This is a genomic window from Serratia sp. P2ACOL2 (assembly GCF_003691565.1).
GTDB lineage: Bacteria > Pseudomonadota > Gammaproteobacteria > Enterobacterales > Enterobacteriaceae > Serratia > Serratia liquefaciens.
Genome location: NZ_CP033162.1, coordinates 178536 through 193559, shown reverse-complemented (window position 1 = coordinate 193559; position 15024 = coordinate 178536). Strand labels below are relative to the sequence as shown.

At 55.8% G+C, this 15024-nt stretch carries 16 protein-coding genes; 3 read left to right on the top strand and 13 right to left on the bottom strand.

Features of this window, described 5'->3' with window-relative positions:
• Positions 1–399 (bottom strand): 30S ribosomal protein S6, encoded by a 399-nt coding sequence (gene rpsF / locus EBA31_RS00950; protein ID WP_006317459.1) that lies wholly within the window; start codon positions 397–399, stop codon positions 1–3.
• A gap of 457 nt (positions 400–856) precedes the next feature.
• Here rpsF and EBA31_RS00945 point away from each other — a divergent pair, with 457 nt between their 5' ends.
• Entirely contained in the window at positions 857–1123 is a 267-nt protein-coding gene (locus EBA31_RS00945; protein WP_020824919.1) for a DUF1471 domain-containing protein, read from the top strand.
• Positions 1124–1217: 94 nt separating this feature from the next.
• Here EBA31_RS00945 and yjfP read toward each other — a convergent pair whose 3' ends face one another.
• Positions 1218–1970: an esterase gene (yjfP, locus tag EBA31_RS00940; protein ID WP_122076724.1), complete on the bottom strand. Its 753-nt coding sequence runs from the start codon at positions 1968–1970 to the stop codon at positions 1218–1220.
• A 126-nt stretch (positions 1971–2096) separates the two neighbouring features.
• On the opposite strand from yjfP, the gene bsmA reads away from it, so the two are divergent.
• Together bsmA and EBA31_RS00930 are read left to right on the top strand one after the other, a co-directional pair.
• Positions 2097–2405, top strand: coding sequence for a biofilm peroxide resistance protein BsmA (gene bsmA / locus EBA31_RS00935; RefSeq protein ID WP_020824917.1), 309 nt, complete (start codon positions 2097–2099; stop codon positions 2403–2405).
• A gap of 122 nt (positions 2406–2527) precedes the next feature.
• Entirely contained in the window at positions 2528–2803 is a 276-nt protein-coding gene (locus EBA31_RS00930; protein ID WP_122076720.1) for a DUF1471 domain-containing protein, read from the top strand.
• Here EBA31_RS00930 and EBA31_RS00925 read toward each other — a convergent pair.
• The 11 genes from EBA31_RS00925 to hfq form a co-directional block, all read right to left on the bottom strand.
• Positions 2800–3198 (bottom strand): DUF350 domain-containing protein, encoded by a 399-nt coding sequence (locus EBA31_RS00925; protein WP_020824915.1) that lies wholly within the window; start codon positions 3196–3198, stop codon positions 2800–2802. The genes EBA31_RS00930 and EBA31_RS00925 overlap by 4 nt on opposite strands.
• 87 nt (positions 3199–3285) lie before the next feature.
• Positions 3286–4917: an isovaleryl-CoA dehydrogenase gene (locus EBA31_RS00920; protein ID WP_122076716.1), complete on the bottom strand. Its 1632-nt coding sequence runs from the start codon at positions 4915–4917 to the stop codon at positions 3286–3288.
• Positions 4918–5046: 129 nt separating this feature from the next.
• Positions 5047–5778, bottom strand: a complete 732-nt coding sequence (gene rlmB / locus EBA31_RS00915; protein WP_020824913.1) for a 23S rRNA (guanosine(2251)-2'-O)-methyltransferase RlmB — start codon at positions 5776–5778, stop codon at positions 5047–5049.
• A gap of 59 nt (positions 5779–5837) precedes the next feature.
• Positions 5838–8324: a ribonuclease R gene (gene rnr / locus EBA31_RS00910; RefSeq protein ID WP_122076712.1), complete on the bottom strand. Its 2487-nt coding sequence runs from the start codon at positions 8322–8324 to the stop codon at positions 5838–5840.
• Between the two features lie 59 nt (positions 8325–8383).
• Positions 8384–8809: a nitric oxide-sensing transcriptional repressor NsrR gene (nsrR, locus tag EBA31_RS00905; protein WP_020824911.1), complete on the bottom strand. Its 426-nt coding sequence runs from the start codon at positions 8807–8809 to the stop codon at positions 8384–8386.
• 500 nt (positions 8810–9309) lie between these two features.
• Complete coding sequence (locus tag EBA31_RS00895) at positions 9310–10608, bottom strand: adenylosuccinate synthase (RefSeq protein WP_041415174.1); 1299 nt, start codon at positions 10606–10608, stop codon at positions 9310–9312.
• A 97-nt stretch (positions 10609–10705) separates the two neighbouring features.
• Positions 10706–10906 (bottom strand): DUF2065 domain-containing protein, encoded by a 201-nt coding sequence (locus tag EBA31_RS00890; protein WP_122076706.1) that lies wholly within the window; start codon positions 10904–10906, stop codon positions 10706–10708.
• Positions 10907–10969: 63 nt separating this feature from the next.
• The gene (hflC, locus tag EBA31_RS00885; RefSeq protein ID WP_020824908.1) at positions 10970–11977 is read right to left on the bottom strand and encodes a protease modulator HflC; all 1008 of its coding nucleotides are present in this window, start codon (positions 11975–11977) and stop codon (positions 10970–10972) included.
• Between the two features lie 3 nt (positions 11978–11980).
• Positions 11981–13240 (bottom strand): FtsH protease activity modulator HflK, encoded by a 1260-nt coding sequence (gene hflK / locus EBA31_RS00880; protein ID WP_020824907.1) that lies wholly within the window; start codon positions 13238–13240, stop codon positions 11981–11983.
• 68 nt (positions 13241–13308) lie between these two features.
• Positions 13309–14589, bottom strand: coding sequence for a ribosome rescue GTPase HflX (gene hflX / locus EBA31_RS00875; RefSeq protein ID WP_020824906.1), 1281 nt, complete (start codon positions 14587–14589; stop codon positions 13309–13311).
• Positions 14590–14684: 95 nt separating this feature from the next.
• Complete coding sequence (gene hfq / locus EBA31_RS00870; protein ID WP_012004894.1) at positions 14685–14993, bottom strand: RNA chaperone Hfq; 309 nt, start codon at positions 14991–14993, stop codon at positions 14685–14687.
• Positions 14994–15024: the final 31 nt, after the last annotated feature.

Here is a 15024-nt window from a genome sequence, read left to right as displayed (position 1 = left end):
TTACTCTTCAGAATCCCCAGCATCTGCATCATCTGCGGTTTCGTTAGCGAAGTCTTCGCGGCGATCGCCACGACGTTCGTCTTTCGCTTTAACCATCGGAGATGCTTCAGTTACCGCGTGCTTAACGCGCATAACCATGCTACGGATAACGGCGTCGTTGAAGCGGAAGTTAGTTTCCAGCTCATCGATCGCTTCCTGCGGAGCTTCAACGTTCAGCAGAACGTAGTGAGCTTTGTGCAGTTTGTTGATCGGGTAAGCCAGTTGACGGCGGCCCCAGTCTTCCAGACGGTGAATCTGACCAGCAGCGTTAGTGATGGTAGCACTGTAACGCTCGATCATGCCCGGAACCTGTTCGCTTTGGTCAGGATGGACCATAAAAACGATTTCGTAATGACGCATCGAATTGCTCCTTACGGATTATTCAGCCTCCTGTCAGGGTCAACCGCGGCCCATGGAAGCAAGGAACGTGTATGTGTGTGCGGCTGAAAAAATGACGCGTAATCATACTTGCGCAGGCTGGGAAACTCAAGGACAGAAGGGTATTTATTATCGGTAATGCGGGCCTGATACGTAAATAGCACGATTTGCTATCTGTACAACCTATGTACACAGATCCATCAGTTCAAAAAATCTTTCAATGAAATCATCACTGACGCGCAAAATTAGTTCATTTTTTTTGAATGATGACATCAAAACCCCCCCCTTTTTAATCCTGCCGGAAGGTCTAAAATTGTTGTTATCCGCCGCAGACAGCGCGACGAAAAAGATTTGAGCTTATTCAATACAGACAAATAACTTTTTGCTGCACTGGCACCTGCTGTCAGGCCGTTGAAGCAAACAGTTAAGAGAGGCACTTATGAAACGCATTACCATCGCCACCGCCATTGCTTTACTGTTTTCCGCCAACGTCATGGCCGCTACCGAAATCACTTCGCATCAGGCTGACCAACGCCAGAGCGTGGGATTCGTCACGTTGAACCAGAATGTGGTGTCGCCGGATGACGCCAGCAGCCAGGTGAGCAAAATAGCCGATCAACGCGGCGCGACCGCCTACCGGATCATTGCGCTGCACGAACCGGAAAACAACAGCACCATTCACGTCAGCGCGGAACTGTATCGTTAAGCCTGCATGCAGTGCCAGGGAAGCAAGCCGCGCCCAAAAGCGGCAAATTAAAATGTGAAAATGTCGTCAGCCCCCTGCCCGCAGGGGGCTTTTTTTATAAGGTTTTCACGAAGAACTCGGTCGTTGCGTCGAGCGCTAACGGCGTGATGCGGTGCTTAACGTCCGGTTCAGTCAAAAATGTCAGTTGCCGGTCCCAACCACTCTGGCGAAGCTCGGTTGCCAGGCGTCGACTTTCAGCCGCCGGGACCACATCGTCCGCTTCGCCGTGCCATAACAGCAGCGGACGATCGGCAATTTTTTCCAACTGGCGTTCCAGGCCATAATCCGCAAGCGCGGCAATGCGCGTATCAAAACCGCTCGCCGTCAAGAGGTTTCCCTGTTCATCCAGCGGTGGGAACAGCGTCTGCGCCAGGGAACTGTAATAACCGGCCCCCATCAGGCTCGCCGCAGCTTTCACCCACGGATAACGAGCAAAGCCTCCCAACGTCGTCATCCCCCCCATGGACGCGCCCGCGACGCCGATGCGCCCTTCGGCAATCAGCCCGCGCCGTTCAAAGTCCGCCTTCAACGCCGGTAACTCATCGATATTGCTGCGCAGGATCTCCCAAAAGCGGGACAACCGCTTTTGTTCATCGCCGTCAAAACGCTCGCCGTGCAAATCGGCATCCGGCAGCACCACGCGAAATCCCACCCTGGCTAACGCGTAGGCAAAGTAGGCGTAGACTTCTTTCGACGAGGTATAACCATGGTAGAAAAATACCGTCGGCAACGGCTGATGATACTGCCCCTGCGGCACGGCATGGATGACCGCAATATCTCCTGATCGCTCGTCATAAATTTCAATCATTCATTTTCCCTCTGCATCGCCATTGCCTTCATAATGGCAAACTTGCGCTAAAAAGCATTAGCTCAATCTGTTCCAATTTATAATGGGTTACACTCAAATCACGCTATCCGCTTTCTTGAGGTATCTATGAAAATGTCCCGCCTGCTGCTCTCCTTGACGCTGGTCACGCTGCTTAGCGCCTGTGGCATGATGACCACGACGCCCAAAGCGCCCCCACCGCCGACCGGACAGGCGCAGGAGATAACCCGGGCACAAACCGGTAGCCTGGAAAAAATAGGCACCACCAGCGCCCTGGTGCGCGGCAGCCCGATGGATGTGGAAGCGGAAATTCAGCAGAAGGCCAATGCCAGCGGCGCGCGCTATTACATGATCATCATGAACAGCGAAACCGTGGTTCCCGGCCAGTGGTATTCGCAGGCGATCCTGTATCGGTAACTGCTGGAGTTTTAATAAGATTTACATTGGCTTTGCACAGACTGAAGTTGGATAGAGCACACTGGCAAACAGCGCGCCGCAGCCCGCGGCCGTGAATCCAGGATCCGACGAAGGGGAACGCCATGACACGCTCCGCCGCACTCACCGCCCTCCTGCTTTCTATGGGGTTACTCTGCGCCAGCGCCCAGTCCGCTGAACTGGCCCCCGCAGACCGCGTTACGCCACTCAGCGAAATGGCGGAAATCACCCTGAACAACCTCTCCGGCTCCCCTCAGGACGTAGAACAATTGATCGCCCAAAAGGCGGATGAGCATGGGGCAAGCTATTACCGCATCCTGCGAATGGAAGAACAGGCGCATCAGCCAGGCTGGCGCGCCTCCGCAATACTTTACCTTTAGTAGGTCATGCAGGCCGCATTCAGCACACCGCCACTGATCGACACGCCGCCGAGGAAAATCCCGGCCGCCACGTGATTGGACTCAATCTTGTCGCTAATTCGCGGCATATAGATTTTCACCGCCGCAAACAGCAGCAGCTGTACCACCAGCGCCACCACGCCCCACAACAGATAGTCCAACAGGCTGACGGAGTTGATCGCTGCACTCGCCAGCGGGATGACATACCCGAGACAGGCACCGACAAATCCAAAAGCGGCGGCCTGATTGTCGGCTTTGATCAACGCCCATTCGTCATGCGGCGTAATGCGGGTATAAACGAACAAAAACACCAGAACCATGGCAAAGCCACTGAAGAAATAAGAGGCGAATGCCGCCAACGCGCTGAGAATATCCATGTCATGTTTCCTGGTCAGAGGTCAGTATCCCTTACGGGCCAAGAGCTGAATTAAAAAGCTTTTCCGGCTGCGGCGCCACCGTTTTACCTAGCCGCCCATCGCGCGGGTAAACAGCGTTTCGCACAGCCTTTCCGGCAATGTCCGCTCACCACGGGCATCAAGCATCATTTGACACCAGGCTTCCGCCAGCGGCGGTGAACTGTAACGCAGAAGCTGCGCCGCCGCGAACAGATTAAACAAGGCGCCGGTCACCGCACGTCCTTGCTCTTCATGAGGTTTGCGCATCAGTTGAAGCAACCGTCGCCATTGGTGATCATAATGGCGGTTCTGCCCTCTCACTTCACCGAGTTCCTGCTCCAGCGCCTCCTGCACCGCCGGCAGCTTGCCCCAGGCGCGCATGACGTCCAGACACATAATATTGCCGGAGCCTTCCCAGATGCTGTTTACCGGCATTTCACGGTACAACCTCGGCAGTTCGCTCTCTTCGCAATAGCCGATGCCGCCCAACGCCTCCATGGCTTCAGCAATAAAAGGAATGCCTTGCCGGCAGACTTCAAACTTCGCCGCAGGCGTCATCACTCGGCATAACGCCTGCTCCAGGGGCGTGCTACCTGCGCTGTCATAAGCACGCGCCAGACGCATCAGGGCCGCCGTCTGCCCCTCCAGGCGCAGGGCCATTCGCGCCAGCACCTGCCGCATCATCGGTTGTTCAATCAGCGTCTTACCAAACGCCTGCCGCTGCAGAGCATGGTACAACGCCACCGACAGTCCGCGCCGCATCAGCCCGTGGCTACCCAGTGCGCAGTCAAAACGCGTCAGGCTCCCCATTTTCAGGATATGTCGTACACCATCCCCTTCCTCGCCCACCAGCCAGGCGCTGGCATCCTGGAATTCTACTTCGCTGCTGGCGTTGGACCTGTTGCCCAACTTATCCTTCAGCCGTTCCAACCTTATGGCATTGCGCGTGCCATCAGGCAAAATTCGCGGCAGGAAGAAACAGGACAGCCCGCCTTCGGTCTGCGCCAGCACCAGGTGCGCATCGCTCTGCGGTACCGAGAAAAACCACTTGTGGCCGACCAAACGGTAGGCTTCTCCTGGGCCGCGTGCACCCAGCGGGCTGGCGGTGGTGGTATTACTCAGCACATCGGAACCGCCCTGCTTTTCGGTCATTCCCATGCCGATCAGCAAACCGCGCTTTTGCCCGCCGGGCAATGAATGCGCGTCGTAACGATCGGACAGTAGCGGCGTTAGCCAGGATTGGAACTCCGCAGGCAACGAGCGCAGCAGCAAAGGAATTGCGCCAAAGGTCATGGTCACCGGACACAAAGTGCCGGCCTCGACCTGCGCATGTAATACAAACCGCGCCGCCCGCGCCACAAAAGAGCCGATTCGGGCGTCCTCCTGCCACGGCAGGTTATGCACCCGGTTGGCTATCAGCCCTTGCATCAGGATGTGCCAGGCGGGATGAAAACGGACGTCGTCCAATCGCTGGCCGGTGGCGTCATAGCGCAGCAGTTCCGGTGGGTTGGCATTGGCCAGCCGCCCCAACTCCAGCGACTCCTGAGTGCCCAACTGTTGGCCCAGCGAGGCCAGCACGTCCGCATCCCAACCGGCCTGCTCACGCTGAATGGCTTCATGCAATGGCGTATCGGACAGGAACAGATTACTGTTGCCCAGCGGCTTCGGCTGATTAAAAACGGTGTGTGTATTCCAGACCATTGGCTTGCTCCCTGATAAAAGCGTCAGGAGTAATTATGGTCGTCAGGGGGAATTCTGCCGCAGGCGAGATCACAGGGTAGGCATTGAGAAAGGAATTAAGGGCGCAAAAGCTGCGCCCTTACGGATAAATCAACTGCGTTGACGCACCGCTTCAAACAGGCAGATACCGGTCGCCACCGAAACATTTAGTGAAGAAACCGTACCGGCCATCGGAATGCTGATCAGCTCGTCGCAGTGCTCGCGAGTCAGACGACGCATACCTTCGCCTTCCGCCCCCATCACCAGCGCCATCGGGCCGGTCATTTTGCTCTGGAACAGCGTGTGGTCGGCTTCGCCCGCAGTGCCCACGATCCAGACGTTCATCTCCTGCAACAATCGCAGGGTGCGCGCCAGGTTGGTGACGCGAATCAACGGCACATTCTCCGCCGCGCCACAGGCCACTTTCTTGGCCGTAGCGTTCAGCTGGGCAGAACGATCGCGCGGGACAATCACCGCGTGCACACCGGCCGCGTCGGCGCTGCGCAAGCAGGCACCGAGGTTATGCGGGTCGGTCACGCCGTCCAGCACCAGCAGGAACGGGGTATCCACGCTTTCCAGCAGCGCCGGCAGGTCATTTTCCTGATACTGGCGTCCTTCGCGCACCCGGGCAATGATCCCCTGATGCACCGCACCCTCGACCTTCTCATCCAGCCACTGGCGGTTCGCCACCTGGATAACAATGCCGGTCGCTTCCAGCTCGGCAATCAACGGCTGTAGCCGACGATCGTCGCGGCCTTTGAGGATAAACACTTCCAGGAAGCGTTGCGGATCGTTGTCTAACAGGGCTTTGACGGCATGAATACCGTAAATAATTTCGCTCATGATGCTCTTTTTACTGTGCGGCAGGCAAACGCCTGCCGGTGATAATGACGTGTGGCAGGTTAAGCCTGCTCAGCACCTTTCTTCTTGCCGGCGCGTTTGGCCTTGGTCGCCTCCGCTATTTTCCGGGTTTTGTCGGACACTTTCTTGGCTTTCGCCTTTTTGTCTTTCTTCACCTTGTCAGCGGGCTTGGCTTCATCCTTACGGAAGGCGCTGTCAGGCTCAAAATTGGCAGGCGGTTTGCCGCCCCGGCGTTTGCGCGGTGACGAGGTGCGGCCTGCGCCTGCGCCATCACGCAAGGTGCGCTGACCGCCTTTCTTGGCGCGATCGCGTTCAGTTTTGCCTTCACCGCGTGGTTTGCGGGTGCTGGAGACCAGAGCGAAGTCAATTTTACGCTCATCCATATGCACCGCTTCCACACGGATCTCTACCGTGTCGCCCAGGCGATAAACCACGCCTGAGGATTCGCCAATCAGACGCTGGCCGATATTATCGTAGCGATAATAATCATTATCCAGCGAGGATACGTGCACCAGGCCGTCGATAAACAGATCGTTGAGACGCACGAAGAAACCGAAGCCGGTCACGCTGGCAATAATGCCGCTGAACACTTCACCGACGTGATCCTGCATAAAGTCGCATTTCAGCCAGTCGGCAACGTTGCGCGTCGCTTCATCGGCGCGACGTTCAGCCATCGAACAGTGCTCGCCCAACTGCAGCATTTCTTCGAATTCGCTGTGCCAACCACCGGTCGGCGTCCAGCGCTCTTTCGGTTCGCCGTGCTCTTTGGCCAGTTGGTACTTGATCGCACGGTGCATCGCCAGATCCGGATAACGGCGGATCGGTGAGGTGAAGTGGCCATAAGAAGCCAGCGCCAGACCAAAGTGGCCGCGGTTTTCCGGATCGTAAACCGCCTGCTTCATCGAACGCAGCAGCATGGTTTGCAGCATTTCATGGTCAAGACGTTCGGACACTTCATCCATCAGTGTGGCGTAGTCCTTCGGCTGCGGCTTGTTGCCCCCGCCCAGCGTCAGGCCCAACTCGCCCAGCACGCTGCGCAGTGCACTGATGTGATCGTCACTTGGGCGATCGTGCACGCGGAACAGCGCCGGTTCGTTATTTTTCTCGACAAAGCGTGCAGCGGCGACGTTCGCCATAATCATGCACTCTTCGATCAGTTTGTGAGCGTCGTTACGCACCGTAGGTTCGACGCGCTCAATACGACGTTCGGCGTTAAAGATAAACTTGGCTTCTTCGGTTTCGAAAGCGATACCGCCACGTTCAGCACGCGCCTGATCCAGCACCTTGTACATCGCATGCAATTCTTCCAGGTGTTTGACCAGCGGGTGATAATGCTCACGCAGCTCCTGATCGCCCTGCAGAATATGCCAGACCTTGTTATACGTTAAGCGGGCGTGAGAGCTCATGACCGCTTCATAGAATTTGGCCGTCGACAGGCGTCCTTGTGCAGAGATGGTCATCTCACACACCATGCACAGACGGTCTACCTGCGGGTTAAGCGAACACAGGCCGTTAGACAGCACTTCCGGCAGCATCGGAATAACCTGCGATGGGAAGTACACTGAAGTCCCACGGTTACGGGCTTCGTCATCCAGTGCCGTGCGCGGACGCACGTAATAGCTGACGTCGGCAATGGCAACCCACAGGCGCCAACCGCCGCCGCGTTTTTTCTCGCAGTAGACTGCGTCATCGAAATCGCGGGCATCTTCGCCATCAATCGTTACCAAAGGCAGTTTACGCAGATCGACGCGGCCTTTTTTGGCGGATTCCGGTACCTGCTCACTGAGGTCGGCTACCTGTTTTTCCACCTGCGGCGGCCAAACATGCGGGATTTCATGGGTGCGCAGCGCGATATCTACCGCCATGCTGGTCCCCATTTTATCGCCAAGGATCTCGACAATCTTGCCAACCGCTTTGGTACGGCGGGTTGGGCGCTGGGTCAGTTCAACCACCACCATAAAGCCCATGCGCGCACCGCTGACGGCGTCGGCCGGGATCAGGATATCGAAGCTCAGGCGGCTGTCATCCGGCACCACGAAGCCGGTACCGGCGTCCATAAAGAAGCGGCCGACGATTTGACTGGTTTTAGGCACCAGCACACGGACGATACGCGCTTCGCGGCGGCCCTTGCGATCTGCAGCCATGGCCTGTGCCAACACCACGTCGCCGTGGATCGCCATCTTCATCTGTTCAGCTGACAGATACAGGTCGTCTTTGCTGCCTTCGATACGCAGGAAGCCAAAGCCATCGCGGTGGCCGATCACGGTGCCGCGCAGCAGGTCCAGACGTTCCGGCAGCGCGTAGCACTGGCGGCGAGTAAAGATTAATTGGCCGTCACGTTCCATCGCCCGCAGGCGACGGCGTAACGCTTCCAGGGGTTCTTCGCCGGTTAAATTCAGCTCTTTGGCCAGCTCTTCGCGGCTGGCCGGCGTTTCTCTTTTCGCCAAATGGGCCAAAATAAATTCACGGCTCGGAATGGGGGATTCATATTTTTCTGCTTCTCGTTCCAGGAATGGATCTTGTGACATTGCGGTTCCTCCGTTGTCATCAGCAGGGTGCCGCTGAGCCTTGTCTTCTCAGCGACGCTTTATTCGACAAGCAATAGCTTGTAGAGCGATGGATTGTCTTCGACCATATCGGCCAACGTGTGGTTATCCAGCTCTTCAAGGAAATTCTGTACGCCCTGTTGGAGCACCTGCTTCAGTCGGCAGGCAGGGGTTATGTGGCAAAACGTACTGCTGCAATTAACCAGTGAGAGCGGCTCCAGCGCCCTGACCACGTCGCCGAGGCGAATGGTTTCGGCCGGTTTGCCTAAACGGATGCCGCCGTTCTTACCGCGCACTGCGGTGACAAACCCAACCCGGCTTAACTGATTGATGATCTTTACCATATGGTTTCTGGACACGCCGTAGACCTCGGTGACTTCCGAGATGCTGGTCATTTTGTCCGGTGGCAGCGAGGCCATGTAGATCAACGCCCGCAGGCCATAATCAGTAAAACTTGTTAACTGCACATCTACCTCTGGGTATCATTTTACCCGTCTGATACGCCGATTTTCGGCACTATTCAAAAGATTACTTATTGGATAATAAACCAGCCAGAGAGTTCGCCGCTAATTATTTAGCGCATGTCGAGCTCGGGGACAGGTTAAAGAAAGGATTTTTGGACGTGAAACCGCAATCGGGGAAAATCAGGATAAAAACAAACCGGGACACGCCCGGTTTGTACAGGCTGCGTCCCGTAATAGGTCGCGGTGCCGTCGCAGACCCAAAAGCCCGTAATCAAGGCGGAGGGCGATGAACATAGTGGGCCTACGTTCAAGCCCGACAACACAGAGTACGGTTTTTTGGGGCGCGACCCGAAGGGCTGGGGCCATTTGAACGCGCACCTGTGTTACGAGCCGCTTATTTGGCCCACCAAACCTCACGACTCGCGCCTTGCTGCGCGTCCAAATGACCGCCAGCGGCACTCACGCACTATTGCGGGACACAGCCTAAGTGCAGCAAAGCCAGATTATGCGTCGAACGGGTCGCGCAGGATCATGGTTTCGCTACGGTCCGGGCCAGTAGAGATAATGTCTACCGGTACGCCAGTCAGTTCTTCAATGCGCTTGATGTAGTCCAGCGCTGCCTGTGGCAATTTGCTGTGTTCTTTCACGCCAAAAGTGGTGTCGCTCCAGCCAGGCATGCTTTCGTAGATTGGTTCGATACCTTCCCAACCTTCAGCCGCCAGCGGCGTGGTGGTCATTTCGCGGCCATCTGGCATGCGATAGCCCACGCAGATTTTCACTTCTTTCAGGCCATCCAGCACGTCCAACTTGGTCAGGCAGAAGCCAGACAGGGAGTTGATCTGCACTGCGCGGCGAACCGCTACGGCATCCAACCAGCCGGTACGACGACGACGGCCAGTAGTGGCGCCGAATTCGTTACCCTGTTTGCACAGGTATTCGCCAGTTTCGTCGAACAGTTCGGTTGGGAACGGACCTGCACCCACGCGGGTGGAGTAGGCTTTCACGATGCCCAGCACGTAATCCACGTAACGCGGACCAATACCTGAACCGGTAGCAACGCCGCCAGCAGTGGTATTGGAAGAGGTTACGTACGGATAGGTACCGTGGTCGATATCCAGCAGGGTACCCTGTGCGCCTTCGAACATGATCAGGTCGCCACGCTTGCGCGCGCCGTCCAACAGTTCAGAAACGTCAACAACCATTGCAGTCAGGATGTCGGCGATAGACAGCACGTAATCCAGAGTCGCCTGGTAATCAACGGCTTCGACTTTGTAGTAGTTAACCAACTGGAAGTTATGATAATCAACAATTTCCTTCAGCTTAACGGCGAAGGTTTCTTTGTTGAACAGGTCGCTGACGCGCAGACCGCGACGAGCTACTTTATCTTCGTAAGCCGGGCCGATACCGCGACCGGTGGTACCGATAGCTTTCGCGCCACGTGCTTTCTCACGCGCGTTATCCAACGCAACATGGTAAGGCAGGATCAGCGGACAGGCTTCGGACAGTAACAGACGTTCGCGTACCGGGATGCCGCGCGCTTCGAGTTCACCCATTTCTTTCATCAACGCGTCTGGCGCCAGAACTACACCGTTGCCGATGATGCTGGTCACGTTTTCACGCAGAATGCCTGAAGGAATTAAATGAAGGACGGTTTTTTCACCGTTAATTACCAGAGTATGGCCAGCGTTGTGACCACCTTGATAGCGCACTACATATTGAGCCCGTTCGGTCAGCAGGTCTACGACCTTGCCCTTACCTTCGTCACCCCATTGAGTGCCCAGTACGACAACGTTCTTACCCATTTTAAAAATCACCGGTTGCTTAAAAATGGATTCTACCACCGTAATTCGTGAGTTTCAGCACTTTTAGCGTTGAGTTGCGTATTTTTTAGGCTAACCTTTAAACCCCCGCGCGACTACGCAACATGTAGTAGATCACACAGCCCGCAACCACTATTCCGCCGCCAAACCGCCGTAAGGTAGAGTCAGGCAACTGGGTCATCGCCAGTATCATTTTACGCCAGGCCTGTGGAAACAGCATCGGCCCCAGGCCTTCCAGCACCAAAACCAGCCCTAACGCCAGCCAGATCGTTGAATTCATCAGAAACTCCCAAAAAGAAAGGGCCCGCGTTTAAACGGGCCCTCGATCAATTACCTGTCGTGATTACTTGCGCGTGGAGTCAGGCGACTTCATGTAGCGGAAGAAATCGCTGTCCGGGCTCAGAACCATCACGTCCTGGTTATTGCTGCTGAAGCTGGTTTCGTAAGCACGCAGGCTACGGATAAAGGCGTAGAAGTCCGGATCCTGGCTGAATGCGTTGGCAAACAGTTTGGCCGCTTCGGCATCGCCATCACCGCGAGTGATACGTGCAGTACGCTCAGCTTCCGCCAGGGTACGAGTCACTTCGTAGTCTGCGGTCGCACGCAGCTTCTCGGCTTCTTCCTGACCCTGTGAACGGTGACGACGGGCTACCGCTTCACGCTCGGCGCGCATACGCTGGTAGATCGCATCAGACACTTCCGCCGGCAGGTTGATCTGCTTGATACGCACGTCGATCACTTCAATACCCAACGCCGCCATGCTGTTCGGGTTAACCTTCGGCAGGTTGCCGGTGGTTTCCTTCTCAACACGCGCTGCTGCAGAGGCGATAGCGTCATCGGCTTCGGTGGTGGTGACTTCTTGATCGTCACCCACGGTACCGGTGTTCAATGCATCACGCACGTCTGACATCAGCTTACCGCGCGAGTCGGTGACGATGTCTTTCACGTCCAGACGACCAATCTCGGAACGCAGACGGTCACTGAACTTACGTTTCAGCAACACTTCGGCCTGTGAAACATCACCGCCGCCGGTTGCCAGATAGTAACGGCTGAAATCGCTGATACGCCATTTCAGGTAAGAATCGACAATCAGGTCTTTCTTCTCGCTGGTCACAAAGCGGTCAGCCTGGTTATCCATGGTCTGGATACGCGCATCCAGCGTCTTCACTGATTCAATAAACGGGATCTTGAAGTGCAGGCCTGGCGCATACACCAGCGGCTTGTTGTCGCTGTCACGCAGAACCTTGCCAAAGCGCAGCACGATGCCACGCTGACCTTCCTGAACCACGAACAAAGAAGCGTATAACGCCACCAGCACCGCGAGGACGATTACTACAAAAGACTTACGCATTGATTACTCTCTCCCTACGCGAGTGGTGTCGTCACGCTGCGCATTTGCCCGGCGCTGGTCCATGACCGAGCCGCTGCTGGTGCGCTGGCTGCTGGAGCTGGCGCCGCTGTTGGCAGACGGAGCGGGGTTGAGACGAATCAGGCTGGTGTCTTTATTGCCGTCCGCCGCCGCGCCGGTTTGGCCACGCAGCATTTGATCCAGCGGCAACACCATCAGATTGTTGCCTTTGTCATTCACCAACACCTTACGGGTGTGGCTCAGGACTTTTTCCATGGTTTCGATATACAGACGCTCACGGGTAATTTGCGGTGCCGATTTGTATTCCGGCAACAGCTTGGCAAAGCGAGCAACCTCACCCTGAGCTTCCAGGACTGTACGGTCTTTATACGCTTTGGCATCTTCCAACAGACGCTGCGCCTGGCCGTTAGCACGTGGCTGAACTTCGTTGGCGTAAGCTTCCGCTTCACGGATGTACTGCTGCTCGTTCTCACGTGCGGCAATCGCATCGTCAAATGCGGCCTTCACCTCTTCCGGCGGACGAGCGGCCTGGAAGTTGACGTCCAGCAGCGTGATGCCCATGTTGTACGGACGAATAGTTTCTTCCAGTACGCGTTGGGTATCGCTACGCACGATAGTACGACCTTCGGTCAGGATCTTGTCCATGGTGTACTTGCCGATAACGCCACGCAGGGCGCTGTCGGTAGCCTGGCTCAGGCTGTCGTCGGCATTGGTCACGCTGAACAGATAGGCTTCCGGGTTGGTCACGCGGTACTGCACGTTCATTTCTACGCGCACTACGTTCTCGTCGGAGGTCAGCATCACGCCAGACGCCGCCAATTCACGAACCGACTCCACGTTAACCGGACGCACTTCATCGATAAAGGTCGGCTTCCAGTTCAAACCTGGCTGAACCAGGTGGCTGAACTTGCCAAAACGGGTCACAACACCACGTTCGGCTTCCTTGATGGTGTAGAAGCCGCTGGCAGCCCAAATCACCACTACCGCTACCGCGGCAATGCCGATGATGCGACCACTGAGGCCCGGGCCAGAAGTGCCGGTGCCGCCGCTGTTATTGCTGTTGGAGCCTTTGCCCCCGCCCAAACCGCTCAATTTCTTGCTCAGTTTGCGGAAGATATCGTCCAAATCAGGTGGCCCTTGATCACGACCGCCTTTGTTATTACCGCCAGAGTTGCCGCCATTGTTATTGCTGCTCCCCCACGGGTCGCGGTCCTGTCCGTTATTACCGGGCTGATTCCACGCCATGTTTTAGCTCCATATTCTGTGATTGGGTACTTCAGGCTTACGCGAAGCTCAAATGTAACAGGATATGATCATACTATAAAGTTAATCAGTTCCTGTTCCTGTTTGCAGAGGCGACGCCATTCGACGATAGGCATACGTACCACCACGCCAATGCTGCCGTCTTCTTCGTTCCACTCTTTTTCAATTGCCTGAAGCTGGTAAAAACGGCTACGAAGACGGCCTGCCTCTGGCGGTAAGCGCAGCTCATAATGCGCAATTTCCCCCGATAAGCGCTCCGTCAACGCCTGATACAGCAACGGGATACCTTCACCGCTGGCGGCGGACAGCCACACCCGGATCGGTAAGTTTTCATCGTTGCGGTCGATACGCGGGACAAAATCATCCAGCATATCTATTTTGTTCATCACTAAAAGTGTAGGGATCTCATCCGATTCAATCTCTGCCAGCACGGTATTGACCGCTTCTATGTTTTCATCGACGCGGGTATCCGCGGCATCGATTACATGTAACAGCAAAGACGCCTGACGCGTTTCTTGCAGCGTCGCCTTGAAGGCGGCCACCAGATCGTGCGGCAGGTGCCGGATAAAGCCTACGGTATCCGCCAACACGGTATCGCCCACATCGGCCACGTCAATGCGCCGCAGGGTAGGATCCAATGTGGCAAATAGCTGGTCTGCCGCATAGACATCGGCGGACGTAATTCGGTTAAACAGGGTGGATTTTCCGGCGTTGGTATACCCTACCAGCGATACGGTCGGCACTTCAGCACGGGTACGCGCACGTCGGCCCTGTTCACGCTGCTTAGCTACCCGCTCCAGGCGGCGTAGAATCAAGCTAATGCGATCGCGCAACAGACGACGGTCGGTCTCTAATTGGGTTTCCCCTGGCCCGCGCAGGCCTATCCCCCCTTTTTGACGCTCAAGGTGGGTCCAGCCACGCACCAAACGCGTGGCAATATGACGCAACTGCGCCAACTCTACCTGCAGCTTACCTTCATGGGTACGGGCGCGCTGGGCAAAGATGTCTAGAATCAACCCGGTGCGATCGATCACTCGGCATTCGCACAGGCGTTCAAGATTTCTCTCCTGCGCTGCAGAAAGGGAGTGATCAAACAGGACAACAGATGCGCCACTGGCTTTTACCGCGTCTGCAATTTCTTCGGCCTTTCCTTCACCGACAAAGTATTTAGGATGCGGGGCTTTGCGGCTACCAGTCACCACTTGCAAAGCTTCGACACCCGCAGAGGACACCAGGGATTCGAACTCACTGAGATCTTCTGTGTCTTTGTCTTGCGAGAAATAGATATGAACCAGGACGGCCTGCTCACCGGCTTCATAACGGTCAAACAAGCGTGCAACCTCTCAAACGGGAACCCGTGAGTTTGGGGGACATAAACAGCCCACGGCTGCTTATGCTCCCCTTCATGGTTGACTCGCAACGCGCTTTATTCAGCGTCATCGCTTTCCTGCTGCGGCTGTTGCGGCGCAGACGGATTGTTACCATGGTGATAGTTACTGGTGCCGCCGCTCGGGGTATTGCTATGGTGCGAAACCGGGCGTGACGGGACAACGGTAGAGATAGCGTGCTTATAAACCATCTGGCTCACCGTGTTTTTCAACAGGATGACAAACTGGTCAAAAGACTCAATCTGGCCTTGCAGCTTAATACCATTCACCAAATAAATAGAAACCGGAACACGTTCACGACGCAATGCGTTCAGGAACGGATCTTGCAAAGATTGCCCCTTAGCCATTCTATCTTTTCCTTATTTGCTTGTTGTTTTT